The organism is Enterobacter sp. Acro-832, from assembly GCF_011752745.1.
Classification (GTDB): Bacteria; Pseudomonadota; Gammaproteobacteria; order Enterobacterales; family Enterobacteriaceae; genus Enterobacter; species Enterobacter quasiroggenkampii.
In genome coordinates this window covers 356,638-380,619 of the sequence record NZ_VWWX01000004.1, presented here as the reverse complement: position 1 = coordinate 380,619, position 23,982 = coordinate 356,638, and the positions used below count along the sequence as shown (strand labels likewise).

At 58.5% G+C, this 23,982-nt stretch carries 23 protein-coding genes and 1 pseudogene; 10 read left to right on the top strand and 14 right to left on the bottom strand.

What is annotated here, in order from left to right; all coding sequences use genetic code 11:
• Nucleotides 1-80: 80 nt before the first annotated feature.
• A complete protein-coding gene (locus F3J31_RS16570; RefSeq protein ID WP_167214223.1) occupies nt 81-2,465 on the top strand; it encodes a family 20 glycosylhydrolase in 2,385 nt (794 codons plus the stop codon).
• 84 nt (nt 2,466-2,549) lie between these two features.
• Here F3J31_RS16570 and gbpA read toward each other — a convergent pair whose 3' ends face one another.
• The 5 genes from gbpA to F3J31_RS16545 form a co-directional block, all read right to left on the bottom strand.
• On the bottom strand, nt 2,550-4,001 hold the full coding sequence (gene gbpA / locus F3J31_RS16565) for an N-acetylglucosamine-binding protein GbpA (RefSeq protein WP_167214219.1): 1,452 nt from the start codon (nt 3,999-4,001) through the stop codon (nt 2,550-2,552).
• Nucleotides 4,002-4,138: 137 nt separating this feature from the next.
• Nucleotides 4,139-4,525, bottom strand: coding sequence for a 2-iminobutanoate/2-iminopropanoate deaminase (gene ridA, locus F3J31_RS16560; RefSeq protein WP_008501391.1), 387 nt, complete (start codon nt 4,523-4,525; stop codon nt 4,139-4,141).
• A 73-nt stretch (nt 4,526-4,598) separates the two neighbouring features.
• Nucleotides 4,599-5,060: an aspartate carbamoyltransferase regulatory subunit gene (gene pyrI, locus F3J31_RS16555; RefSeq protein WP_045908062.1), complete on the bottom strand. Its 462-nt coding sequence runs from the start codon at nt 5,058-5,060 to the stop codon at nt 4,599-4,601.
• A gap of 12 nt (nt 5,061-5,072) precedes the next feature.
• On the bottom strand, nt 5,073-6,005 hold the full coding sequence (gene pyrB, locus F3J31_RS16550) for an aspartate carbamoyltransferase (RefSeq protein WP_167214216.1): 933 nt from the start codon (nt 6,003-6,005) through the stop codon (nt 5,073-5,075).
• Between the two features lie 34 nt (nt 6,006-6,039).
• The gene (locus F3J31_RS16545; RefSeq protein ID WP_022646880.1) at nt 6,040-6,144 is read right to left on the bottom strand and encodes a pyrBI operon leader peptide; all 105 of its coding nucleotides are present in this window, start codon (nt 6,142-6,144) and stop codon (nt 6,040-6,042) included.
• Between F3J31_RS16545 and F3J31_RS16540 the strand changes: the two are divergent.
• Nucleotides 6,124-6,248 (top strand): annotated as a pseudogene (locus tag F3J31_RS16540) (hypothetical protein). The gene F3J31_RS16545 and the pseudogene F3J31_RS16540 overlap by 21 nt on opposite strands.
• Here the strand turns inward: F3J31_RS16540 and F3J31_RS16535 are convergent.
• From F3J31_RS16535 to arcA, 5 genes are all read right to left on the bottom strand, one after another.
• On the bottom strand, nt 6,245-6,724 hold the full coding sequence (locus tag F3J31_RS16535) for an ArgR family transcriptional regulator (RefSeq protein WP_039024059.1): 480 nt from the start codon (nt 6,722-6,724) through the stop codon (nt 6,245-6,247). The pseudogene F3J31_RS16540 and the gene F3J31_RS16535 sit on opposite strands and share 4 nt — an antisense overlap.
• Nucleotides 6,725-6,804: 80 nt before the next feature.
• Complete coding sequence (locus F3J31_RS16530; protein ID WP_167214213.1) at nt 6,805-8,208, bottom strand: YfcC family protein; 1,404 nt, start codon at nt 8,206-8,208, stop codon at nt 6,805-6,807.
• Between the two features lie 46 nt (nt 8,209-8,254).
• Entirely contained in the window at nt 8,255-9,259 is a 1,005-nt protein-coding gene (gene argF / locus F3J31_RS16525) for an ornithine carbamoyltransferase (RefSeq protein ID WP_008501386.1), read from the bottom strand.
• A 26-nt stretch (nt 9,260-9,285) separates the two neighbouring features.
• Entirely contained in the window at nt 9,286-10,197 is a 912-nt protein-coding gene (gene arcC, locus F3J31_RS16520; RefSeq protein ID WP_032661347.1) for a carbamate kinase, read from the bottom strand.
• A gap of 10 nt (nt 10,198-10,207) precedes the next feature.
• A complete protein-coding gene (arcA, locus tag F3J31_RS16515; protein WP_008501384.1) occupies nt 10,208-11,428 on the bottom strand; it encodes an arginine deiminase in 1,221 nt (406 codons plus the stop codon).
• A gap of 675 nt (nt 11,429-12,103) precedes the next feature.
• On the opposite strand from arcA, the gene F3J31_RS16510 reads away from it, so the two are divergent.
• The 5 genes from F3J31_RS16510 (at nt 12,104) to F3J31_RS16490 (ending at nt 18,922) form a co-directional block, all read left to right on the top strand.
• Complete coding sequence (locus F3J31_RS16510; RefSeq protein WP_167214210.1) at nt 12,104-12,556, top strand: YhcH/YjgK/YiaL family protein; 453 nt, start codon at nt 12,104-12,106, stop codon at nt 12,554-12,556.
• A gap of 245 nt (nt 12,557-12,801) precedes the next feature.
• Nucleotides 12,802-13,710 (top strand): 2-keto-3-deoxygluconate aldolase, encoded by a 909-nt coding sequence (yagE, locus tag F3J31_RS16505; RefSeq protein ID WP_167214207.1) that lies wholly within the window; start codon nt 12,802-12,804, stop codon nt 13,708-13,710.
• Between the two features lie 14 nt (nt 13,711-13,724).
• The gene (yagF, locus tag F3J31_RS16500) at nt 13,725-15,692 is read left to right on the top strand and encodes a xylonate dehydratase YagF (RefSeq protein ID WP_167214204.1); all 1,968 of its coding nucleotides are present in this window, start codon (nt 13,725-13,727) and stop codon (nt 15,690-15,692) included.
• A 225-nt stretch (nt 15,693-15,917) separates the two neighbouring features.
• Entirely contained in the window at nt 15,918-17,300 is a 1,383-nt protein-coding gene (locus tag F3J31_RS16495) for an MFS transporter (protein ID WP_167214201.1), read from the top strand.
• An 11-nt stretch (nt 17,301-17,311) separates the two neighbouring features.
• The gene (locus F3J31_RS16490) at nt 17,312-18,922 is read left to right on the top strand and encodes a glycoside hydrolase family 43 protein (protein WP_167214198.1); all 1,611 of its coding nucleotides are present in this window, start codon (nt 17,312-17,314) and stop codon (nt 18,920-18,922) included.
• 4 nt (nt 18,923-18,926) lie between these two features.
• Here the strand turns inward: F3J31_RS16490 and xynR are convergent, their stop codons facing one another.
• The 4 genes from xynR to F3J31_RS23450 form a co-directional block, all read right to left on the bottom strand.
• A complete protein-coding gene (gene xynR / locus F3J31_RS16485) occupies nt 18,927-19,685 on the bottom strand; it encodes a DNA-binding transcriptional repressor XynR (protein ID WP_167214196.1) in 759 nt (252 codons plus the stop codon).
• 232 nt (nt 19,686-19,917) lie between these two features.
• Nucleotides 19,918-20,370 (bottom strand): DUF3828 domain-containing protein, encoded by a 453-nt coding sequence (locus F3J31_RS16480; RefSeq protein WP_023315303.1) that lies wholly within the window; start codon nt 20,368-20,370, stop codon nt 19,918-19,920.
• Between the two features lie 457 nt (nt 20,371-20,827).
• Nucleotides 20,828-21,832: an ornithine carbamoyltransferase gene (gene argF, locus F3J31_RS16475; protein WP_167214193.1), complete on the bottom strand. Its 1,005-nt coding sequence runs from the start codon at nt 21,830-21,832 to the stop codon at nt 20,828-20,830.
• Nucleotides 21,802-21,897, bottom strand: coding sequence for a hypothetical protein (locus F3J31_RS23450; protein ID WP_213014347.1), 96 nt, complete (start codon nt 21,895-21,897; stop codon nt 21,802-21,804). The genes argF (F3J31_RS16475) and F3J31_RS23450 overlap by 31 nt, the downstream gene beginning before the upstream one ends.
• Nucleotides 21,898-21,996: 99 nt before the next feature.
• Here F3J31_RS23450 and rraB point away from each other — a divergent pair, with 99 nt between their 5' ends.
• From rraB to F3J31_RS16460, 3 genes are read left to right on the top strand one after another with little or no spacing between them, the layout of a single operon-like run.
• Nucleotides 21,997-22,422, top strand: coding sequence for a ribonuclease E inhibitor RraB (gene rraB / locus F3J31_RS16470; protein WP_008501374.1), 426 nt, complete (start codon nt 21,997-21,999; stop codon nt 22,420-22,422).
• 46 nt (nt 22,423-22,468) lie between these two features.
• Entirely contained in the window at nt 22,469-23,227 is a 759-nt protein-coding gene (gene miaE / locus F3J31_RS16465) for a tRNA isopentenyl-2-thiomethyl-A-37 hydroxylase MiaE (protein ID WP_167214190.1), read from the top strand.
• Nucleotides 23,228-23,257: 30 nt separating this feature from the next.
• Complete coding sequence (locus F3J31_RS16460; protein ID WP_167214188.1) at nt 23,258-23,980, top strand: topoisomerase II; 723 nt, start codon at nt 23,258-23,260, stop codon at nt 23,978-23,980.
• The last annotated feature ends 2 nt before the right edge of the window (nt 23,981-23,982 follow it).

Genomic DNA, 23,982 nt, shown 5'->3' with positions numbered 1-23,982 from the left:
GCGCATTCGCTTGACGACAAAATGAGCGCATGTTAACAGAATGTTTTGCCTTTATTTGGCCCGTCAGATAAGGAACATTCATGTTACGGTACAGTCTCTTAACCGCCGGGCTGATGCTCGGCGCCTCTGCCTTTGCCGCCCCGGCAGGGGATCTCTCTTTAATGCCTTGGCCTGCGAAGGTCGAACGCCCGACGACCCAGGGCGCGCTGGTGCTCAGCAACAACGTATCCATTAGCGTCAGCGGGGACGATCTCGGTGACGCCGTCAACCGCCTTCGCCAGCGCATCGCCCTGCAAACCGGCTGGACGCTGCAGCCGCAGGCTGAAAAGCCAGACAAACCGACCATCCGCATCGCGATTGCCAAAAAGGTGAAGCCGCAGCCTCTGCCGGACAGCGACGAAAGCTATAAGCTCACGGTGGATGCCAACGGCGTGAACATCTCTGCCAACACCCGTTTCGGTGCCTTGCGCGCCATGGAAACCCTGCTCCAGCTGATGCAGAACGGGGCGGAAAATACCTCTCTGCCGTGGGTGACCATTGAAGATTCGCCGCGTTTCCCGTGGCGCGGGCTGCTGCTCGATTCGGCACGTCACTTTATCCCGCTGCCGGATATTAAACGTCAAATCGACGGCATGGCCGCGGCGAAGCTCAACGTGCTGCACTGGCATTTGACCGACGACCAGGGCTGGCGCTTCAGCTCGAAGCGCTACCCTAAGCTGACGCAGATCGCCAGCGACGGGCTGTTCTACACGCCTGAACAGATGCGTGAGGTGGTGCGTTACGCCGCCGAGCGCGGCATTCGCGTGGTGCCGGAGATCGACATGCCGGGCCACGCCTCGGCGATTGCCGTGGCCTACCCGGAGCTGATGAGCGCCCCGGGGCCGTACGCCATGGAACGCCACTGGGGCGTGCTGAAGCCGGTTCTCGATCCCACCAAAGAGGCGACTTACGCCTTTGCTGACGCGATGGTCAGCGAACTGACGGCGATCTTCCCCGATCCGTATCTGCACATCGGCGGCGACGAAGTGGACGACAGCCAGTGGAAAGCGAACCCGGCCATCCAGCAGTTTATGCGCGATAACAGGCTGGCGGACAGCCACGCGCTACAGGCTTACTTCAACCGCAAGCTGGAAACGATCCTTGAGAAGCATCACCGCCAGATGGTCGGCTGGGACGAGATCTACCATCCTGACTTACCGAAAAGCATTCTGATCCAGTCCTGGCAGGGGCAGGACGCGCTGGGGCAGGTGGCGCAGAACGGCTACAAGGGCATTCTGTCGACCGGCTTTTATCTCGACCAGCCCCAGTCCACCGCCTATCACTACCGCAACGAGATCGTCCCGCAGGGGTTAAACGGCGTGGATGTGATAGCCGACACCGACAGCGCCCAGAGCTGGGCCTTCTCCATGCCGCGCCTGAAGGGCAAGCCGGTGGAGGGGAGCTTCACCCTGGTGAAAGAGGATGCCGGCTGGCGCGGGTTTATTGATTTTGCCGGGAAATCGCGCCGTGCGGTGCAGAATATCGAGTGGCGCGATGACAGCCAGGTCACGTTTACCGTCGATACGTGGATGGGCGAAACGCGCCCGGTCGTCACCGTCGATAACGACAAACTTTCCGGTTATTTCCTTGTCGGGAATACGCGCTACCCGATTAGCGGCACGCGTCTGGACGACGTGCCGAAAGGCGTTCCGCCCGTCGTGCCGGACGTGGCGAACCAGGCCAACCTGCTCGGCGGCGAAGCGGCGCTGTGGGCGGAAAACGTGGTGGCGCCGGTGCTGGATATCCGCCTGTGGCCGCGTACGTTTGCGGTGGCAGAGCGGCTGTGGTCCGCGCAGGACGTCAACGATGTCGACAACATGTACACCCGCCTGCAGGCGATGGACAGCTGGTCGACGGTGTCGGTCGGGCTGCAGCAGCACACCCAGCAGCAGGTGCAGTTCACGCGCCTCGCCGGTAATGCCGACACCCTGCCGCTGCAGATCCTCGCTCAGGCCATTGAACCGGCGCAGTATTACACCCGTCAGCACCTGAAGTTCCAGGCCGGAAACTATCATCAGTTCGAGCCCCTCAACCGCTTCGCGGATGCGCTGAACGCCGAAAGCGCCACCGTGCGCCAGATGCACAAATGGGCGGACCGTCTGGTGAGCGATGCGGAAGACACGGAAAGCGCTGACGCCCTGCGCCACGTCTTTAACCGCTGGCAGAGCAACACCAGCGACGCGCTGGCCTTAAGCGAAAACAGCTATCAGCTGAAGGCAATGAAGCCGGTGATCCAGGAGGTGGATAAGCTCGCCTCCATTGGCCTGCGCCTGACGGATCTGGTGGCGCGTCAGGGCACGCTGGATGACAAAGAGATCGCCTCGATTCAGAGCGAGCTGGATAACGCGGCGAAGGTGCAGGACGAAGTGGTGATTGCGGCGGTCTATCCGCTGGAGACGCTACTGAGAGCAACGCGGAATCAGTAGCAAAACGCCCGGTGGCGCTACGCTTACCGGGCCTACGTGACGTGTAGGCCCGGCAAACGCAGTGCCGCCGGGCGTAAAGGCAACTCAGTTCTTCAATACCCACGCCTCTTTCCAGTGTGTGCCGACGCCCGGCTCATACTGGTTAGCATACGGGCTGTACTGCACGCAGTAGCCGCTGTACGGGAATGGCTTACATTCGTAGGTCTTACCGTCTTTAGGCTGCAGCACCACGGTACCGGCCTGGTAAGAGGCGATATTGTCCGGGAAGATAAAGTCGTGATGCCCGGTGCTATCCGCAGCGGCATCGCTCTCCAGCATCAGGTTCAGGACGTCCTGAGCGAACAGCGTGCCGTCTTGATTGGTCGCGTAGTATTTCAGCATATGGTGGCCCGCGGTCACGTCATTCAGCGTCATGGTCACGTCCTGGCTGGCGTTATTCATGTCCTGCTTCAGATACCCTTTTTCCGCACCGCTGTGGTTCATCACGTGCGCTTCAAAATTCACGTTACCGTGGGTATTCACGTGGAAAGTCACGGTCGCATTGCCATGTTCAATTTTGCTGTATTGCAGACCGGAAACGGCGATGGTCTCGCTCACCTGCGCCTTCTGCTCTTCATAAGAGATGGCAACGGACTGCAGCGTGCTGCCGTCTTTCACGAAGACGCTGTTCGCGCCGTGAACCGGACTGATTTCACCGGCCTCATCCTTCACGCCGACGCGCACGTCGTGCTGCGCGGTGTTGATCTTCTGCGCCAGATCGTAAGACCACTGGTTAGCATCGCCTTGTTCAGCAGAGCCGATGGTCATCTCGGTACGCATGGAAGTCACTTCACCGTGGGCGTCGAAGAAGCGAGCAATCACCTTGTCGCCCGCGTTCAGATTGTTACCGGCTATCTGGCCGCTCAGGGTTTTGCTCCACTCAGAAACGACGGCAGGCGTTTCGTCTGGCGTGACGTTGCCGCCATTTCCGAAATCAACGTCAATTGCCTGATAGAAGCTATTTGAGGTATCCGCAATTTCCCACACGCCGTAAATAACCTGATAGCCCGTACGCTCGGGGACATTACAGGTCATGGATTTTGTCATGGCCGGTGCCTGACCATTTCCGTTAATGGTACAGAACGGCGTTAATTCAAACTGGTCGCGGGTCAGGGGTTTATTCGGGTCCCAGTTTTGTTTGGTGATGTAATAGCGCCAGTTGGTGGTTTTATGCGGGGCGGTATGGTGCCAGACGAAGTCATGTGGACCTGCCGTCATGGGATTTTTGGTCCATGCGTTGAGACTCTGCTTATCAAGCTGGGAGTAGTTGGCAATGCCTGCGCTGGCGAGCTGGCCGTCAGGGGGCATGGCGCCGGTCGGGAAACCGGAGGTTTTTTCTACGCTCTGTGGCTCATACTGTACGGAGCCGCAGTCAATATTTTGACCCAGCTTACACATATAAGCGCGACTGGCAGGGGATTCTATATATCCATGTGCAAGTGCTGAAGACGCAACCGTTAATGTGGCAACGGCCAGCGCAATTTTAGAGAGTTTCATTTTTCGTCCATTAATTAGAATATAACAAAGCAGCGTCAGTCTATTAATGGACAGCACAGGACGTCATTCAGTACCGGGAGTAAAAATGGTCGAAATAAAAAAGGCAGCCTCAGCTGCCCTCTAAATATTGAAATGCATTAACGACGAACGGCAATCGCTTCGATTTCAATTTTCACGTCTTTTGGCAGACGCGCCACTTCCACACAGGAGCGCGCCGGGAAGGTGGCGTTATGCTCGGTGAAGAACGCTTCGTAAGTGGCGTTAACGGTCGCGAAATCGTTCAGATCTTTCACGAAAACGGTGGTTTTCACGATATCACCCACTTTCAGGCCAGCAGATTCAACGATAGCCTGCACGTTTTCCAGCGACTGACGCGCCTGCGCCGCGACATCTTCCGGCACCGCGCCGGTTTTTGGGTTTACGGGGATCTGACCTGAAGTGATGATCATGCTGCCCAGATCAACGCCCTGAACGTAAGGGCCGATAGCGGCTGGTGCATTTTCCGTCGCGAGTACTTTGCTCATGTTTTCTCCAGAATTACAGCGTTAAGAATGTTCCCGGCCATTATAACAGCCGGGATTTCATTACCAACCTCAATTAGTTGGCCAGCACCACATAATGAGAAAACTCTTTTTCGCAGTATTTGCATTTGAGCGCGATGTCATCGGCGCGTTTTTTCACTGCAAAGCTGGAGGAAACCGGCTCAGCATGACTGATGCAGTTGCTGTTCGGGCAGACCAGCACGTTTTCGATGCGATCCGGCAGGCTCGGGCGGGATTTGCCGACCACTTCATACTCGTCGATGCGGTTGACGGTAGCGTCCGGCGCGTAGAGCGACAGCTGGTTAACCTGCTCGTCGGTCAGGAAGGTGTTCTCGATTTTAATCAGGTCCTTGCGGCCCATCTCGCCCGACGGCAGGTTCAGGCCGATGGTGATGCGCTGGTCAGTTTCAGTCAGTTTGAACAGCGTCAGCAGCTTAAAGCCCACCTGCGCAGGGATGTGGTCAATCACGGTGCCACGCTTGATGGCTTCAACCTGGAGTTTGTTATCGTGTGTCATGGTCGTCTCCCCTTACAGAGCTAATTCGCGATTCAGAACCAGTGCCAGTAACGCCTGGCGGGCGAAGATGCCGTTTCCGGCCTGCTGGAAGTACCAGGCGTGCGGCGTTTTATCCACGTCTGTAGTGATCTCATCGATGCGCGGCAGCGGGTGCAGCACCTTCATGTTGTCGCGCGCGCCTTCCAGGTCGCTGGCGCGCAGCACGAACTGCGCCTTCACGTTGGCGTATTCGGACGGGTCCAGACGCTCTTTCTGCACGCGGGTCATGTACAGAATATCCACGTGGCTCATCACCTCTTCGATGCTGGCATGCAGGCTCCACGCAATGCCTTTCTCATCCAGCATGTCGAGGATGTACTGCGGCATTGCCAGCGCGTCCGGGGCGATGAAGTAGAAGCGGTTGCCGTTAAATTTCGCCAGCGCCTGGGTCAGGGAGTGAACGGTGCGGCCGTATTTCAGGTCGCCAACCATGGCGATGTTCAGGTTCTCAAGCGTGCCCTGGGTCTCCTGAATGGTGAACAAGTCCAGCAGCGTCTGCGTTGGGTGCTGGTTGGCACCGTCACCGGCGTTCAGCACCGGAATGCCGCCGGAAAACTCGGTCGCCAGACGCGCCGCGCCCTCCTGTGGATGACGCATCACAATTGCGTCGACGTAGGTGCCGATCACTGAAATGGTATCCGCCAGGGTTTCGCCTTTTTTACCCAGCGACGTGTTGCTGCTGTCCGAGAAGCCCACCACGCTCGCGCCCAGGCGGTGCATGGAGGTCTCAAAGGAGAGGCGGGTGCGGGTTGAGGCTTCAAAGAAGCAGCTCGCAATCACCTTGTGCTTTAGCAGCTCCGGTTGCGGATTGGCCTTCAGTTTTGCCGCGGTTTCCAGAACCAGTTCCAGCTCTTCGCGGCTGAGGTCGTTTATGGAAATGATGTGTTTTTGATAAAGCGGATTCATGTTTATCTCCTGACGCCGGGCAAAAAAAAGCCCCTCAAATGAGGGGCTCTGGGAATAGGTTTAGCAACGGGAAGAAAAACGGCAGGCCAGCGTCTGATTTCAGACGCGGTAAGACGTTATGTCGTACACGCTTGACCATGCTTCCTCCCGGCAAATTGTCGGGCATTATACGCAGCTCGCTTTTCGGATCAAGCGATTTAATGCACGCTTTACTCAATGCAAACGGTTCTTTATGAATATTAATTCGTTCTGAGTAAATAATTAATTTGCTTATGCACCAGCGCGGTGCGCTTCACCACCCGGGGGGCGACCCAGACAATACTGCTGCCGGCCACCACGCCTAATATTTCCGGAAGCTGGTGATAATCCAGAATACGCGCCACCGCGCGGCCATATCCGGCGACGGTATGGACAAGGATAAACTCGCTATTATGCTCGACGCTCACCACCATTTCCGAAACGGTACGTGCGGCGTCAGGGGCAGGGCGCAGTTGAGGATTCAACGAATAAATCTTTAGCCCTTTGGCATTTCGAATTTTTATGACTCCGAGCAACTTCAGCAATCGCGAAACGGTCGACTGGCTGATGCTGTCAAACCCTCTCTCCTGCAGGTCGCGGCGAATCTCTTCCTGCGAAAGATAACTCTTTTCGGCGATCAAACGCTGACACACCGTGAGCTGCAGTTGTTCTTTGGGAGAGTACTCTTCGTAATCCATCATGTTTCCCATATCAGTTCCCGAAATAACCGGTGACACCGCACCGATCCGTAGGCCGGATAAGCGCAGCGCCATCCGGCAAATTACAACAACGCCCCCAGACTTAACGCCACCATAATCACCACCGTCAGGATCGCCAGCAGCGGCGCCACCCATTTCAGATAGCGCACGTAGGGCACCCGGGCGATAGCCAGCCCGCCCATGACCACCGCTGAGGTCGGCGTGACGAGGTTTACGATGCCGGAGGCCGACTGGTAAGCCGTGACCACCAGGTCGCGGTTGACGTTAGCGAAATCGGCAAGCGGTGCCATGATCGGCATCGTCAGAACGGCCAGGCCGGATGAAGAAGGCACAAGAAACGACAGCACGACCTCCAGCCAGTACATCACGTTGATAAACGCCACCGTGGACAACCCGCTGACCAGCCCTTCCGCGCTGTGCAAAATGGTGTGGGTAATCATGCCCTTATCCATGATGACTACGATACCGCGCGCGATGCCGATAATCAGCGCGACGCCCAGCAAATCTCGCGCGCCGTTGATAAACGTCGACGTCAGCTCCTCTTCGCTCATGCGGGCAATCAGGCCGACGAGAATCGCGCTGGCGAGAAATACTGCGGAGATCTCCGCCATCCACCAGCCCAGCACCGCCACGCCGTAAATCATCACCCCAAAGGCGAGGGCAAAAATCACCAGGATGATTTTGCGCACCGGGGTGAATTCCAGCGACTGTTCGCCTTTGTTGCCGAGGAAATGGGCGAGGTTCTCTTCCTGCTTGTCTGCAACGATCGACTGCGAGGGATCCTTGCGCACCTTGCGGGCGTAGCGCATGACCCACGCTACGCAGATGATCCAGCCGATGACCAGCAGCGCCACGCGCAGGGCGATGCCGTTGGTAAAGGGGATCCCGGCGGCGTTGGCGGCGATGACCGTGGCAAACGGGTTAATGGTGGAACCCAGCGTGCCTATCCCCGCGCCGAGCAGCACGGTGGAGGCGGCGACAACCGGATCGAACCGGGCAGCCAGCATCACCGGCACCAGCAGGGTGTAGAACGGCAGCGACTCTTCGGCCATGCCGTAAATGGTGCCGCCTGCGGCAAACAGCGCCATCAGGATCGGGATCATCCACTCCTCGCGTCCGCGCAGCCGGGTGGTAACACGCTCGATCCCGGCGTCAATCGCCCCGGTTTTGGTGACGATCCCGAGAAATCCCCCGATGATCAGGATAAACAGCGCTACGTCGATCGCCCCGGCCTGGCCGGAAACCGGATCGTACAGCCCGGCGATGGGTGCCATCAGGACGGAAACCAGCCCCTGCGGATGTGCCGCCACGTGCGCGTACGTTCCGGCAATCGGGACTTCTTTACCGAGGGTGTCGTTCATCGCCATCTGGTACTGACCGGCGGGAACGACCCAGCTCAGCGCCGCCACAACGGCAATCAGAAAAAAGAGAATGGTGTAAGCGGAGGGAAACTTAAACTTGCCCATGATGTTCTCCTTAAACCCGGCGCACCCGCGGCGCGCCGGGCGGTGATTAGTCGCCGAGTGTCGCCACCATGACCGCTTTAATGGTGTGCATGCGGTTCTCTGCCTCGTCGAAGACGATGGAGTTTGGTGATTCGAAGACCTCTTCCGTCACCTCCAGCCCCTTCAACCCGTACGCCATCTCGATCTCGCGGCCCACTTTGGTGTGCTCGTTGTGGAACGCCGGCAGACAGTGCATGAACTTGACGTTCGGGTTGCCGGTGGCCTTCATCACCTGGGCGTTAATCTGATACGGCTTCATCAGGCTGACGCGCTCGGCCCAGGCTTCCTTCGGCTCGCCCATGGAGACCCACACGTCGGTGTAGAGGAAATCGGTCCCCTGCACGCCTTCTTCCACGTCGTCGGTGAGGGTGATGCGCGCGCCCGTCTCTTTCGCAATGGCGCGGCACTGCTCAACCAGCCCCGCTTCCGGCCAGAAGGATTTCGGCGCGACGAGGCGGATATCCATCCCCATCTTGGCCGCGCCCACCATCAGGGAGTTGCCCATGTTGTTGCGCGCGTCGCCGAGATAGGCAAAGCTCAGCTCCGGCAGGGTTTTGCCCGGAGAGTGCTCCAGCATGGTCATCAGGTCGGCGAGGATTTGCGTTGGGTGGAACTCGTCGGTCAGGCCGTTCCACACCGGCACGCCTGCGTACTCGCCCAGCTCTTCGACGATGGCCTGACCATAGCCGCGGTATTCGATGCCGTCGTACATCCGGCCCAGCACGCGGGCGGTGTCTTTCATCGACTCTTTATGGCCAATCTGCGATCCGCTTGGGCCGAGATAGGTCACCTGCGCGCCCTGATCGAACGCGCCCACTTCGAAGGCGCAGCGGGTGCGGGTGGAGGTTTTTTCAAAGATCAGGGCGATGTTTTTCCCGACCAGGGTTTGCTTCTCGCGCCCGGCTTTTTTGGCGGCCTTGAGCTCAATGGCGAGGTCGATCAGGTACTGGATCTCCGCCGGGGTGTAGTCCAGCAGTTTCAGGAAGTTGCGGTTTTTCAGGTTGATGGTCATGGCTAAATCCTTCTTAAAATGAGTGTTCAGTTACGAATCAACGTGCCTTTCTCGCCCGCGAGGATCTCCGCGCCGTCGGCCAGCGCGCCAATCCCGGCAATGCCATTGCAGGCTTCAACGAACTCGCGGCAGGCGGCCACTTTCGGCCCCATCGATCCGGCGTCGAACTGCATGCCCCTGAGCAGTTCCGGTGTCACCTGCGCCAGCGGACGCTGGGTCGGTTTGCCCCAGTCGAGGTATACCGCGTCGGCATCGGTGAGGATCAGCAGGGCATCGGCTTCGATCTGGCGCGCCAGCAGGGCGGCGGAGAGGTCTTTATCGATCACCGCCTCAATGCCGCGATAGCCGTTGGCGTGTTCCACCACCGGTACGCCGCCGCCGCCGTTGCAGATCACCAGGTGGTCGCGCTGGATCAGCGCCGTGATGGCGTCGCTCTCGACGATGCGCTTCGGCTGCGGTGACGGCACCACGCGGCGGACGTAGCTGCCGTCGGCCTTAAACACCCAGCCTTTCTCCGCCGCCAGCGTTTTTGCCTGGGCTTCGCTGTAGACCGGGCCGATGTACTTGGTCGGGTTGCTGAAGGCCGGGTCGGCGGCGTCCACTTCCACCTGCGTGAGCAGAACGCTCACCTCCCGCTGCGGCAGGCTGTTTTTCAGCGCCTGCTGGAGCATGTAGCCGATCATTCCTTGGCTTTCGGCGCCGAGAACGTCCAGCGGGTAGGGCGTGACTTTGTCGTAGGCGCTGTTCTGCAGCGCCAGCAGCCCGACCTGCGGCCCGTTGCCGTGTACCAGCACTACGCGCCACTGCGCCGTCAGCCCGGCGATGGTGCGGGCGGCCTGCTCGATGTTCTGGCGCTGGATCTCCGCTTCAAGCGGCTCGCCGCGCTTGAGCAGCGCGTTGCCGCCCAGGGCCACAACCAGAGTGGGTTTTCGTTCCATGATGGCTCCTTTAAATTCCGTCGCGTTCCAGCGGACAGCTCATGCAGCGCGCGCCGCCGCGGCCGCGTCCGAGTTCATCGCCCGGGATGGGCAGCACGGTGATACCCGCTTTGTCGTACTTCTCGTTGGTCCAGACGTTGCGCTCGTAGCCGATCACCACGCCGGGGCGGATGGTCAGGACGTTATTGGCGTCGTTCCACTGCTCGCGTTCGGCCTCAAAGGCGTCGCCGCCGGTGGTGATCAGACGTACCTGGTTAATGCCGAGCGCTTTCTCGATGGCGTGCAGCAGGTCGGTTTCCTGGGTGCGCAGCAGGCCGCCGCGTCCGTCCGGGGTGAGCGTCCAGCACTGGGCGTCTTTGCGCACCACTTCCGGGTAGACGGAGAAGGTATCCACGTCGATGTGGGTCATGACGGTGTCGAGGTGCATGCAGGAGCGGTGTTTTGGCAGCTCAACGGCGATCACGCGCTCGGCCTGACGGTGTTTGAACAGGCTGTTGGCGAGAAACTCCACGCCCTGCGGTGTCGTGCGTTCGGACATGCCGATCAATACCGCGCCGCGGCCAATCACTAATACGTCACCGCCTTCTAAGGTGGCGTGGTCGTAATTAATATTCTCGTCGCCGAAATACTTAATAAAATCGCCGTCGGCGAACGCCGGGTGCCAGCGATATATTGCCCGCAGGTTGTTGGTTTCACGCTGACGGGCCGGTTTGGCCATTGGGTTAATAGAGACGCCGTTATAGATCCAGCAGGAGGTATCGCGGGTAAATAAATGGTTCGGCAGCGGCTTCATAATAAAATCATTCGCCGTGTGGGTATCCACCACCATATTTTTAATGGCCGCCGGAATTTCGCCGTAGGTTAATCCGCCGCTTAATCTGCGCGCCAGTTCACGGTGCGGCATATCCGCCAGCCAGCCGCGCACGTCGCCGGCAAAGGTAGGGCCGAGGCGGTAGTCTGAGATTTGCGTCTCCAGCAGCCAGGCTTTCGCCTCTGCAATATCAAGGGTTTGTGTCAGAAGGTCGGTCAACAGCAGGACTTCCACACCCTGCTCGCGCAGCGTGTTTGCGAAGATGTCATGCTCCTCACCCGCCCGCTCAACCGAGAGCACGTCATCGAAAAGCAGCTCCTGGCAATTCGATGGCGTTAAGCGTTTCAGACTTAAATTTGGGCGGTGCAGCATAACGCTACGCAATTGACCAATTTCAGAACCGACGTAATGCTTTTCCATAATTATTCCTTTAACTGTTTTTCAGAATAAAAAGGGCATGCGCCATGTGATGCATTTAATTTCATGGCGGCTAAGCTCAATTGATTTCGTAATTTATACTAGGCAGTTAAATAATCCGTATTGTGATATTGCTCACGCGAAAATGGATATTAAGCGGTTTGTTTTCATTTGCATGATTCGCATCAGATAATGATTAATTGGTTATTCTGGCGAGGTGAATAGCTAAGCATTATCCGTTGTCATTATTTGCAGTTGTTAGTGTTATGTAGAATTTCATGCTTTGAAGTATTTTGTTAAGCTGTTGATTTTAATTGTGTTTAAAGGCGACGGGGAATGGCTATGCAATATTGATAATTAACTATTTTTGGCTTAAGGAAAATCAATAAATATTTATTGAATTTAATAGCAAATTATCAAAGTGATAAAATGTGAAGCTGTAGCGAGTTTTGTTGTTAAGGCATGACGATCAGTAAGTTAGCGCAAGGCCGTGATAACGAAGAACTGAAGATATGCATAATGACTGCATAAATGCCTGCGAGGGCTTAACAGCAAATTAACACCATTCCCGATAAACATGCGTTCGCGCAAATCCCACCTAAAAAGGACTGGTATGGCAGACAGGATTCTCGTATAAAAGATGAAAATGAAACGTTGTTTTATATCGAGGGTTTTCTGATGATTATCGGCAACATCCACCATCTGCGCTCCTGGCTGCCTGACGAACTGCGACAGGCCATTGAGCACGTTAAAGCCCACGTCACCGACGCCACGCCGCTCGGTAAGCACGACATCAACGGCAACAGCCTGTTTTATCTGGTCTCTGAAGATACAACCCAGCCGTTCGCCGAGCGTCGCGCCGAGTTCCACGCGCGCTATCTGGATATTCAGATTGTGATGAAGGGTCAGGAAGGGATGACCTTCAGCACCCTGCCGCCCGGCACGCCGGACACCGACTGGCTGGCGGACAAAGACATCGCCTTCCTGCCGGAAGGCGAGCAGGAGAAAACCGTGGTGCTGAGCGAAGGGGATTTTGTGGTGTTCTGGCCGGGTGAGGTGCACAAGCCGCTTTGCGCGGTGGGGGCACCTGCTAAGGTCAGGAAAGTTGTGGTGAAGATGCTTGTAGAGTAACCCTTACCCCTCACCCTAACCCTCTCCCCACAGGGGAGAGGGGACTGCTCCGAGCCGTCTTTTCCCCTTCGCCCCACAGGGGAGAGGGCCGGGGTGAGGGGGGACAATATGTGATCCAGCTTAAATTTCCCGCACTCCCTCTGCATCTCTCATTTACCTGCGCTTTTCCTGCGTCATAGTATGATCGTTAATTTAATGAACGCTGTTCTATAATGTAGAACAAAATGATTCAGCAAGGAGATCTCATGCCGCAGTCCGCGTTGTTTACGGGAATCATTCCCCCTGTCTCCACTATTTTTACTGCCGATGGCCAGCTCGATAAGCAGGGCACCGCCGCGCTGATCGACGATCTGATCGCGGCAGGCGTTGACGGCCTGTTCTTCCTGGGCAGCGGCGGCGAGTTTTCCCAGCTCAGCGCTGCAGAGCGTAAAACCATTGCCCAATTTGCTATCGATCATGTCGATCGTCGCGTACCGGTCCTGATCGGCACCGGCGGCACCAACGCCCGGGAAACCATTGCGCTCAGCCAGCACGCCCAGCAGGCGGGGGCGGACGGCATCGTGGTGATCAACCCTTACTACTGGAAAGTGTCGGAAGCGAACCTGATCCGCTATTTCGAGCAGGTGGCGGACAGCGTCACGCTGCCGGTGATGCTCTATAACTTCCCGGCGCTGACCGGGCAGGATCTGACCCCGGCGCTGGTGAAAACCCTGGCCGATTCGCGCAGCAACATCGTCGGCATCAAAGACACCATCGACTCCGTTGCCCACCTGCGCAGCATGATCCACACCGTCAAAGCCGCTCACCCGCACTTCACCGTGCTCTGCGGCTACGACGATCATCTGTTTAATACCCTGCTGCTCGGCGGCGACGGGGCGATTTCGGCGAGCGTTAACTTTGCTCCGCAGGTATCGGTGAATCTTCTGAAAGCCTGGCGAGATAAAGACGTGGCGAAAGCGGCTGAGTATCATCAGACCCTGCTGCAAATCCCGCAGATGTATCAGTTGGATACGCCGTTTGTGAACGTGATTAAAGAGGCGATTGTGCTCTGCGGCCGCCCGATCTCCACGCACGTGCTGCCGCCCGCGTCACCACTGGACGCGCCGCGCAAGGCGCAGCTGAAAACCCTGCTGCAACAGCTCAAGCTCTGCTGAGCCGGACGATAACCATGACCATCGAGAAGATTTTCACCCCACAGGACGATGCGTTTTATGCGGTGATCACCCACGCGGCGGGGCCGCAGGGCGCACTGCCGCTGACCCCGCAGATGCTGATGGAATCCCCCAGCGGCAACCTGTTCGGCATGACGCAGAACGCCGGGATGGGCTGGGACGCCAACAAGCTGACCGGCAAAGAGGTGCTGATTATCGGCACCCAGGGCGGCATCCGCGCCGGGGACGGACGCCCGGTCGCGCTGGGCTACCACACCGGGCACTGGGAGATTGGCATGCAGATGCAGGCGGCGGCGAAGGAGATCACCCGCAACGGCGGGATCCCGTTTGCGGCCTTCGTCAGCGATCCGTGCGACGGGCGCTCTCAGGGCACGCACGGCATGTTCGACTCCCTGCCGTACCGTAACGACGCGGCGATCGTGTTTCGCCGCCTGATCCGTTCCCTCCCTACGCGCCGGGCGGTGATTGGCGTCGCGACCTGTGATAAAGGGCTGCCCGCCACCATGATTGCCCTGGCCTCGATGCACGACCTGCCGACCATTCTGGTGCCGGGCGGGGCGACGCTGCCGCCAACCGTGGGGGAAGACGCAGGCAAGGTGCAGACCATCGGCGCGCGCTTTGCCAACCACGAACTCTCCCTGCAGGAGGCCGCCGAACTGGGCTGTCGCGCCTGCGCCTCGCCGGGCGGCGGATGTCAGTTCCTCGGTACGGCGGGCACCTCGCAGGTGGTCGCGGAAGCGCTGGGTCTGGCGCTGCCGCACTCCGCGCTGGCCCCGTCCGGACAGGCGGTGTGGCTGGAGATCGCCCGCCAGTCGGCGCGCGCGGTCAGCGAGCTGGATAACCGCGGCATCACCACGCGCGATATCCTCACCGACAAAGCCATCGAAAACGCCATGGTGATCCACGCGGCGTTCGGCGGCTCGACCAATTTACTGCTGCACATTCCGGCCATCGCCCACGCGGCGGGCTGCGCAATCCCGGACGTAGAGCACTGGACGCGCGTCAACCGTAAGGTGCCGCGCCTGGTCAGCGTGCTGCCCAACGGCCCGGACTATCACCCAACCGTGCGCGCCTTCCTCGCGGGCGGCGTGCCGGAGGTGATGCTTCACCTGCGCGATCTTGGCCTGCTGCATCTGGACGCCATGACCGTGACCGGCCAGACAGTCGGCGAAAACCTCGACTGGTGGCAGGCGTCCGAACGCCGGGCGCGCTTCCGCCAGTGCCTGCGTGCGCAGGACGGAGTGGATCCGGATGACGTGATCCTGCCGCCGAAGAAGGCAAAAGCGAAAGGGCTGACCTCGACGGTCTGCTTCCCGACGGGCAACATCGCGCCGGAAGGATCGGTGATCAAGGCCACGGCGATCGACCCGTCGGTCGTCGGTGAAGATGGCGTTTACCGCCACACCGGTCGGGCGCGGGTGTTTGTCTCAGAAGCGCAGGCGATCAAGGCCATCAAGCGGGAAGAGATCAAGCAGGGCGATATCATGGTGGTGATCGGCGGCGGGCCGTCCGGCACCGGCATGGAAGAGACCTATCAGCTTACCTCCGCGCTGAAGCATATCTCGTGGGGCAAGACGGTGTCGTTAATCACCGATGCGCGCTTCTCGGGCGTGTCGACGGGCGCCTGCTTCGGCCACGTGTCGCCGGAGGCGCTGGCGGGCGGGCCGATTGGCAAGCTGCGTGACAACGACATCATCAAGATAGCCGTCGACCGCCTGACATTAACGGGCAGCGTGAACTTTATCGGTACCGCGGACAACCCGCTGACGCCGGAGGAGGGCGCACGCGAGCTGGCAATGCGGCAGACGCACCCGGACCTGCACGCCCACGACTTTTTGCCGGACGACACCCGCCTGTGGGCAGCATTACAGTCGGTCAGCGGCGGCACCTGGAAAGGCTGTATTTATGACACCGATAAAATTATCGAGGTAATTAACGCCGGTAAAAAAGCGCTCGGCATTTAATTATTTTCACGCGATTGTCGTCTACGGAATATATTCCGTGGACGGCTTTTGCTTGTCTTTATTTTATCAACTTAAACAATGAGTTGTGATATATCGTTGGCGTCACAAAAGCAAAATAACGTAATTCAGAAATAAGATATGACCATTGCTGGTTAATTGAACAGCTCATTACACTCCATTAACACGATGTTGTAATTCAGCACACTAGATAAGGGTGTAATTCTGATGACGCAATTAACCATGAAAGACAAAATTGGCTACGGGCTGGGTGACACCGCTTGCGGCTTCGTCTGGCAGGCTACCATGTTCCTGCTGGCCTACTTCTACACCGACGTCTTCGGCCTGTCGGCGGGCATTATGGGGACGCTGTTTTTAATCTCACGCGTGCTCGACGCCGTGACCGACCCGCTGATGGGGCTGCTGGTCGACCGCGCCCGCACGCGGCACGGCCAGTTCCGCCCGTTCCTGCTGTGGGGCGCCATCCCGTTTGGCATCGTCTGCGTGCTGACCTTTTACACGCCGGACTTCTCCGCGCAGGGCAAAATCATCTACGCCTGCGTGACCTACATTCTTCTGACCCTGGTCTACACCTTCGTTAACGTGCCGTACTGCGCCATGCCCGGCGTCATCACCGCCGACCCGAAAGAGCGTCATGCTCTGCAGTCCTGGCGCTTCTTCCTGGCGGCGGCGGGATCGCTCGCCATCAGCGGCATTGCCCTGCCGCTGGTGAGCATCATCGGCAAGGGGGATGAGCAGGTGGGCTATTTCGGCGCCATGTGCGTGCTGGGCCTGACCGGCGTGGTGCTGCTCTACGTCTGCTTCTTCACCACCAAAGAGCGCTACACCTTTGAGGTGCAGCCGGGCTCGTCGGTGGCGAAAGATCTCAGGCTGCTGCTCGGCAACGGCCAGTGGCGGATCATGTGCGCGTTCAAGATGATGGCGACCTGTTCCAACGTGGTGCGCGGCGGGGCGACGCTCTATTTCGTCAAATACGTGATGGATCACCCGGAGATGGCGACCCAGTTCTTACTCTACGGCAGCCTCGCCACCATGTTTGGCTCGCTCTGCTCCTCCCGACTGCTGGGGCGCTTCGACCGCGTCACCGCCTTCAAGTGGATCATCGTCGCCTACTCGCTGATCAGCCTGCTGATTTTCGTCACCCCGGCGGAACATATCGCCCTGATTTTCGCCCTCAACATCCTGTTCCTGTTCGTCTTTAACACCACTACGCCGCTGCAGTGGCTGATGGCTTCTGACGTGGTGGACTACGAGGAGAGCCGCAGCGGGCGCCGCCTCGACGGGCTGGTGTTCTCCACCTACCTGTTCAGCCTGAAGATTGGCCTGGCGATTGGCGGGGCGGTGGTAGGCTGGATCCTGGCGTACGTGAACTACTCCGCCAGCAGCAGCGTGCAGCCGGTAGAGGTGCTGACCACCATCAAAATCCTGTTCTGCGTGGTGCCGGTGGTGCTCTACGCGGGCATGTTCATCATGCTGTCGTTCTACAAGCTCACTGACGCCCGCGTGGAGGCCATCAGCCAGCAGCTGATCAAGCACCGCGCGGCGCAGGGCGAGGCCGTTCCCGACGCTGCGACAGCCGCATCCCATTAACCGGAGGCACTATGCAAATCACTAACCCTATTCTGACCGGCTTCAACCCGGACCCGTCCCTGTGCCGTCAGGGCGAGGACTACTACATCGCCACTTCGACCTTCGAGTGGTTCCCGGGCGTGCGCATCTACCACTCCCGCGACCTGAAAAACTGGTCGCTGGTCAGCACGCCGCTGGACCGCGTGTCGATGCTGGACATGAAGGGCAACCCGGACTCCGGCGGCATCTGGGCGCCGTGCCTGAGCTACGCCGACGGCAAATTCTGGCTGCTCTACACCGACGTGAAGATTGTCGACTCGCCGTGGAAAAACGGCCGCAACTTCCTCGTCACCGCGCCGTCCATTGAGGGGCCGTGGAGCGAGCCGATCCCGATGGGCAACGGCGGTTTTGACCCGTCCCTGTTCCACGACGACGATGGCCGCAAATATTACCTCTACCGCCCGTGGGGGCCGCGCCACCACAGCAACCCGCACAACACCATCGTGATGCAGGAGTTTGATCCGCAGACCGGGACGCTCTCGCTCGCGCGCAAAACCTTGTTTACCGGCACGCCGCTCTGCTACACCGAGGGCGCGCACCTTTATCGCCACGCGGGATGGTACTACCTGATGGTGGCCGAAGGCGGCACCAGCTACGAGCACGCCGTCGTGGTGCTGCGTTCCAAAAACATCGACGGGCCGTACGAGCTGCACCCGGACGTGACGATGATGACCAGCTGGCACCTGCCGGAGAACCCGCTGCAGAAGAGCGGCCATGGCTCGATGCTGCAGACCCACACCGGGGAGTGGTTCATGGCCTACCTCACCAGCCGCCCGCTGCGCCTGCCCGGCGTGCCGCTGCTGGCCTCCGGCGGGCGCGGCTACTGCCCGCTGGGGCGCGAGACCGGCATCGCCCGTATTGAGTGGCGCGACGGCTGGCCGTACGTGGAAGGCGGCAAGCACGCGCAGCTGACCGTGAAAGGCCCGCAGGTGGCGGAGCAGCCTGCAGCCGTTCAGGGCAGCTGGCGGGACGATTTCGACGCCAGTTCGCTCGACCCGGAGTTGCAGACCCTGCGCATCCCGTTCGACGACACCCTCGGCTCGCTCACCGCGCGCCCGGGCTACTTACGGCTCTACGGTAACGACTCGCTCAACTCGACCTTCACCCAGTCGACCGTGGCGCGCCGCTGGCAGCACTTCACCTTCCGGGCCGAGACGCGGATGCAGTTCTCGCCGGTCCACTTCCAGCAGAGCGCGGGGCTGACCTGCTACTACAACAGCAAAAACTGGAGCTACTGCTTTGTGGACTACGAGGAGGGGCAGGGCAGAACGATTAAGGTGATCCAGCTCGACCACAACGTGCCGTCGTGGCCGCTGCATGAGCAGCCGATTCCGGTGCCGGAACATGCGGAGAGCGTCTGGCTGCGCGTGGATGTGGATACGCTGGTTTACCGCTACAGCTACTCGTTCGACGGCGAGACGTGGCACACCGTGCCGGTAACGTATGAGGCGTGGAAACTGTCGGACGACTACATCGGCGGGCGCGGCTTCTTCACCGGCGCGTTTGTGGGGCTGCACTGCGAGGACATCAGCGGCGACGGCTGCCACGCGGACTTCGACTACTTCACCTACGAGCCGGCATAACGGCTCAGGCCGGGTAGCCCAGCGCGCGTGACAGCTGGAGCCCGGCCTGCTGAAGCTGCTCGCGGAAATTAGCCAGCTCTGCGTCGTCCACGCGGGAGGTCAGCGTCGACAGGCTCAGGGCGGCGATGACGCGGGATTCGTGGTTCCACACCGGTACCGCCACGCAGCGCACGCCCTGCTCGTTCTCTTCGCTGTCCAGGGCGTAGCCCTGCTCGCGGGTCTGCGTCAGGGCGGTCATTAACGCTTCACAAGAGGCGAGGGTGGAAGGGGTATAGGTGGTGTACTGATAGCCCTCAAGCAGGGCGTTCAGCTCGGCCTCGCCCAGCCAGGCAATCAACACCTTGCCGATGGCGGTGGCGTGAACCGGCAGGCGGCGGCCGATGCGTGAATAGGCGATGGCGGCGAGCTTGCCTTCAATCTTCTCGATATAGACCCCTTCACGCCCGTCCAGGATCCCCAGGTGGGTGGTCTGCCCGGTCCGCTGGGACAGTTCCGTCAGCCAGCCTTTCGCCTTCTGGCGAATATCGATGGAGCCCACGACAAAATGGCCGCGCTCGACCAGCTTCATGCCGAGGCGATATTTGCCGTTCTCCGGGTTCTGATCGATATAGCCGTGAAGCTGCAGGGTTTTCAGCAGCGAGTGGAGGGTACTTTTGCTCAGCCCCATCAGTTTGCTGATGTCGGTGATCTTAAGCTCGGTGGCCTGCTCGTTGAACAGGTCGAGGATCTGCAACGCACGTTCAACAGACTGAATAATCGGCATAATGCTGGTATGTCCACGCTGGAATTAAGGCGAAAACGTACCTTTTTCGGGGTGAAAAATCAATTGAGTAGAGCGGGTTGTGGGAGAAAGGACATCAGTCCGCATCGTCGCCTGATTCGCCCGGCGGCGCTGCGCTTGCACGGGCCTACGGGTTGTGTAGGCCGGGTAAGCGCAGCGCCACCCGGCAAAAAGAGCGCGCAGTATCAATATCATTGCCGGTACGTCGTTTGGCTCAGTTCGGTATAGTCAGGTTTCTTGAAAATTCAACAGCAGAAACTGACTGTACCTTCCATAAGTTGTCTTCTTTAACCATGCAGTCTATGACTATGTGGTCCTGCTTTTTACCGAATGCAATGTATACGTTGACACAGACTGGATCGGTATCCCCGGCTATGGCTGTTACATTCTGCGGCCAGTCATCGCCGATGTATTGCGCTTTTAAAAATATATCGGCCTCGTAAAACTCTTCGTCTGCATAGCGAGGATCCTGCGCGTGACGGAGTTTTTTCATTGTTGATGCTGTGACATATTTATCTATTTCGTTTCCATCAGTAATGGGAAATACGTCTTTGTTGATTTGATTTACGTACCAGCTGTTAAATTTTACAGCACGCTCAATCGGGTCAGAAAGGCCAGCCGTTGCAGAGAAAGAAAATATTAAGAGAAGCGGTAAGATATTTTTCATATCAATAATGCCTGTAAAGGGTGATTTTTGGCTGTATCTTCCGATATGTCTGGCAGGGATAAAGGCTGTTCTATAATTTTCAATCCTCCGGCGCGGATAGCCGCGGCTACGGCGCGGACGCAGTACCCGGTACTTTTATGATGTGCGTGGCTGCGGGTATATGACACAGCTTCATGCTTATTCCATGACATAATTAATCCTTATTAACGAAATGCAGCAATAAGGAAATATTACGCCGATAATATACGGTGTTTTGTAATTGATAATGACCTGGTATTAACCATTATCTACTCAGTAAATAATGGTTCATAAAAACATAAATTCTTATTATGGTTAATGCCTATCTGAGAAAGCGTCAGTAAAATGTATTTTTCTGCCAGACGATAACGCTGTTGTCGTTTTTAGGGTTTTCTCCCTCTCCCCCGTGGGAGAGGGCACCAGACCGCAGAGGAGTCAATCACTCCCCAAGCGTCGCCACCATCACCGCCTTAATCGTATGCATCCGGTTTTCAGCCTGGTCGAACACGATGCTCGCCTTCGACTCAAACACCTCGTCCGTCACCTCCATCCCGCCGTGCAGGTCGAACTCTTTCGCCATCTGCTTGCCGAGCGTGGTCTGGTCGTCATGGAACGCCGGCAGACAGTGCAGGAACTTCACGTCCGGGTTGCCGGTGAGCGCCATCATCTGCGCGTTCACCTGATACCCACGCAGCAGCGCAATCCGCTCCGCCCACTTCTCTTTGGCTTCGCCCATCGACACCCACACGTCGGTATAGATAAAGTCTGCGCCCTTCACGCCCGCCGCCACGTCTTCCGTCAGGGTGATTTTCCCGCCGTGCTTCTCCGCCAGCGCGCTGCACTCCGCCACCAGGCTCTCTTCCGGCCAGCAGGCCTTCGGGGCCACCAGGCGCAGATCCAGCCCGGTCAGCGCCGCCGCTTCCAGCATCGAGTTGCCCATGTTATTGCGCGCATCGCCCGCGTAGACCAGCGTCATCTCGTTAAACGCCTTGCCCGGCAGGTGCTCCTGCATGGTCAGCAGGTCCGCCAGCAGCTGCGTCGGGTGGAATTCGTTGGTCAGCCCGTTCCACACCGGCACGCCCGCATACTGCGCCAGCGTCTCGACGACTTCCTGGCCATGGCCGCGATACTGAATGCCGTCGTACATCCGCCCGAGCACGCGCGCGGTGTCCTTAATTGACTCTTTATGCCCAATCTGGCTGCCGCTCGGCCCTAAATAGGTAACGCGTGCGCCCTGGTCAAATGCGGCAACTTCGAAAGAGCAACGGGTACGGGTCGAGTCTTTTTCGAAGATGAGCGCGATGTTTTTACCGGTAAGCTTCTGTACTTCCTTGCCCTTTTTTTTATCGGCTTTGAGCTGTGCGGCAAGGGTCAGCAGAGAAGTGAACTGTGCAGGGGTAAAGTCGAGCAATTTCAGAAAGTGTTTCTTGTACAGATCAGACATTTTATCCTCACATGGCGAACGCCACTTATTGAATTAAAATTCACTTTATATGTGTAATTATTCATTTGCAACCCCGTTTCACAAATCTTTCCAACAAAGGTGGAGGCAAACCCGTCCGTGTGTGAAAATAGAAGTATCTGCCGCACTTTAAAGAGGATTGAGCCATGGCAAACCCGGAATTACTGGAAGAGCAACGCGAAGAGACGCGTCTGATTATTGAAGAGCTGCTGGAAGACGGTAGCGATCCGGACGCGCTGTACACCATCGAGCACCATTTCTCTGCGGATGATTTCGACGCGCTGGAAAAAATGGCGGTGGAAGCTTTTAAACTGGGTTACGAAGTGACCGAGCCGGAAGAGCTGGAAGTGGAAGAGGGCGACACCGTCATCTGCTGCGACATCCTGAGCGAAGGCGCGCTGAAGGCGGAGCTGATCGACGCGCAGGTCGAACAGCTGATGAACCTGGCCGAGAAGTTTGACGTGGAATACGACGGCTGGGGAACCTACTTCGAAGATCCGAACGGTGAAGACGGCGAAGAAGGCGACGACGAAGATTACGTCGACGAAGACGACGACGGCGTGCGTCACTAAGTGATTCAGGCGGTGGCGCGCGCCACCGCTTTTTCAAGGCAGAACCATGGATTACCCGCAGATACTCGCCCCCGTACTCAACTTCCTCCAGTGCCCGACCCCGCAAGCATGGATTGATAAAGCCCGCGACCCGGCGAACCTGCCGCTGCTGCTCACCGACCACATGGTGTGCGAGCTCAAGGCCGCCCAGACCGCGCTGCTGCTGGTGCGTAAATACGTCGCCGACGAAAGCGGTGCCGACGCGCTGCTCGACTGGCTCAAACCCTACGAACAGTTCACCTTCCGCGACGGCCCGGAGCCGGACTTCATCGCCCTGCACAGGCAGATTGGCAAAAGCGTGATGCCCAAAACCGACGACCCGTGGGGCCAGGCGCTCATCGACAGCATGGTGCTGCTGATTAAAGAGGAGCTGCACCACTTCTGGCAGGTGCGCGAGGCGATGCTGGCCCGCGACATTCCGTACGTCAAAATCACCGCCAGCCGCTACGCCAAAGGGATGCTGAAGGACGTGCGCACCCACGAACCGCTGACGCTGATCGACAAGCTCATCTGCGGGGCGTACATCGAAGCCCGCTCCTGCGAACGCTTCGCCGCGCTGGCCCCGTTCCTCGACGACGACCTGCAGAAGTTCTATCTCGCGCTGCTGCGCTCGGAAGCGCGCCATTATCAGGACTACCTGACGCTGGCCCAGCAGGTGAGCGACGACGATATCTCACCGCGTATAAAGCTTTTTGGCGAAATTGAAGCCACACTTATCTCGACACCGGACCACGAGTTTCGCTTCCACAGCGGCGTGCCGGTGTAAACCGGCATAATTCAAGGATAAGGATGCGAGATGAATAAAACGTGGACCCGTATTGTGATTGTCGTCGTCGCGGCCGCCGCCGTGGCGTTCTGGGTATTCTTCGATAAGCAGCGCGCCCCCGAACACCGGATTGATACCACCCTCAACGCGATGCCCGCCTGGCAGGTGATTAAGGAGCAGGAGCCCGCGCTGCATCAGCGCATCCTCGACCAGATGGCCGCCCTGCAAAAAGCGGGCGAGCCGGAACAGCAGATTATCGACACCATCCAGCCGCAGATCCTGCATCTGCAGATGTCGCGCCTGCAGAACGCTCCGGACGCCAACGTAGTGAACTACATGACCATCAATATGGAGCAGACCGCCGCCATCCAGAAGGTGAGCGACGACGCCTGCTTCCGCTTCCTCTACCCAATGGTGAAGGGCGGTGTTAACCCGATGCGCATGCTGGATAAAGACCTGATGGCGCGGCGCATGCAGGCCGACGCCGACATGATGCGCGCGGCCTACGGCAAAAACCGCCACACCGTGACCCCGGCCGAACGCGAGGCGGCCGTCGAGGATGTGCGGCCGATTATGAAGCAACTTGCCGATAAGTACGGCGAGGACATCCAGCTGCTGCAGATGCCGGAGAAGGCGGCGGGCAAAGAGAAGCTCTCCTGCGATATGGTGCAGGAGATGTGGGCGAAGGTGCTGGCGCTGCCGGAGCAGAAGGCGGCGAGGGTGATTCGGCTGGCGGTGTCTGAGCTGGAGTGAAA

Coding starts and splice junctions, on each gene's coding strand:
- F3J31_RS16495 (WP_167214201.1), top strand. CDS start 15,918: ATGACGCAATTAACCATGAAAGACAAAATTGGCTACGGGCTGGGTGAC.
- arcA (WP_008501384.1), bottom strand. CDS start 11,428: ATGGAAAAGCATTACGTCGGTTCTGAAATTGGTCAATTGCGTAGCGTT.
- rraB (WP_008501374.1), top strand. CDS start 21,997: ATGGCAAACCCGGAATTACTGGAAGAGCAACGCGAAGAGACGCGTCTG.
- F3J31_RS16535 (WP_039024059.1), bottom strand. CDS start 6,724: ATGATGGATTACGAAGAGTACTCTCCCAAAGAACAACTGCAGCTCACG.
- yagE (WP_167214207.1), top strand. CDS start 12,802: ATGCCGCAGTCCGCGTTGTTTACGGGAATCATTCCCCCTGTCTCCACT.
- arcC (WP_032661347.1), bottom strand. CDS start 10,197: ATGGAACGAAAACCCACTCTGGTTGTGGCCCTGGGCGGCAACGCGCTG.
- F3J31_RS16510 (WP_167214210.1), top strand. CDS start 12,104: ATGATTATCGGCAACATCCACCATCTGCGCTCCTGGCTGCCTGACGAA.
- F3J31_RS16490 (WP_167214198.1), top strand. CDS start 17,312: ATGCAAATCACTAACCCTATTCTGACCGGCTTCAACCCGGACCCGTCC.
- ridA (WP_008501391.1), bottom strand. CDS start 4,525: ATGAGCAAAGTACTCGCGACGGAAAATGCACCAGCCGCTATCGGCCCT.
- F3J31_RS16460 (WP_167214188.1), top strand. CDS start 23,258: ATGAATAAAACGTGGACCCGTATTGTGATTGTCGTCGTCGCGGCCGCC.
- gbpA (WP_167214219.1), bottom strand. CDS start 4,001: ATGAAACTCTCTAAAATTGCGCTGGCCGTTGCCACATTAACGGTTGCG.
- argF (WP_167214193.1), bottom strand. CDS start 21,832: ATGTCTGATCTGTACAAGAAACACTTTCTGAAATTGCTCGACTTTACC.
- xynR (WP_167214196.1), bottom strand. CDS start 19,685: ATGCCGATTATTCAGTCTGTTGAACGTGCGTTGCAGATCCTCGACCTG.
- yagF (WP_167214204.1), top strand. CDS start 13,725: ATGACCATCGAGAAGATTTTCACCCCACAGGACGATGCGTTTTATGCG.
- F3J31_RS23450 (WP_213014347.1), bottom strand. CDS start 21,897: ATGAATAATTACACATATAAAGTGAATTTTAATTCAATAAGTGGCGTT.
- miaE (WP_167214190.1), top strand. CDS start 22,469: ATGGATTACCCGCAGATACTCGCCCCCGTACTCAACTTCCTCCAGTGC.
- pyrI (WP_045908062.1), bottom strand. CDS start 5,060: ATGACACACGATAACAAACTCCAGGTTGAAGCCATCAAGCGTGGCACC.
- F3J31_RS16545 (WP_022646880.1), bottom strand. CDS start 6,144: ATGGTCAAGCGTGTACGACATAACGTCTTACCGCGTCTGAAATCAGAC.
- F3J31_RS16480 (WP_023315303.1), bottom strand. CDS start 20,370: ATGAAAAATATCTTACCGCTTCTCTTAATATTTTCTTTCTCTGCAACG.
- argF (WP_008501386.1), bottom strand. CDS start 9,259: ATGACCATCAACCTGAAAAACCGCAACTTCCTGAAACTGCTGGACTAC.
- F3J31_RS16530 (WP_167214213.1), bottom strand. CDS start 8,208: ATGGGCAAGTTTAAGTTTCCCTCCGCTTACACCATTCTCTTTTTTCTG.
- F3J31_RS16570 (WP_167214223.1), top strand. CDS start 81: ATGTTACGGTACAGTCTCTTAACCGCCGGGCTGATGCTCGGCGCCTCT.
- pyrB (WP_167214216.1), bottom strand. CDS start 6,005: ATGAATCCGCTTTATCAAAAACACATCATTTCCATAAACGACCTCAGC.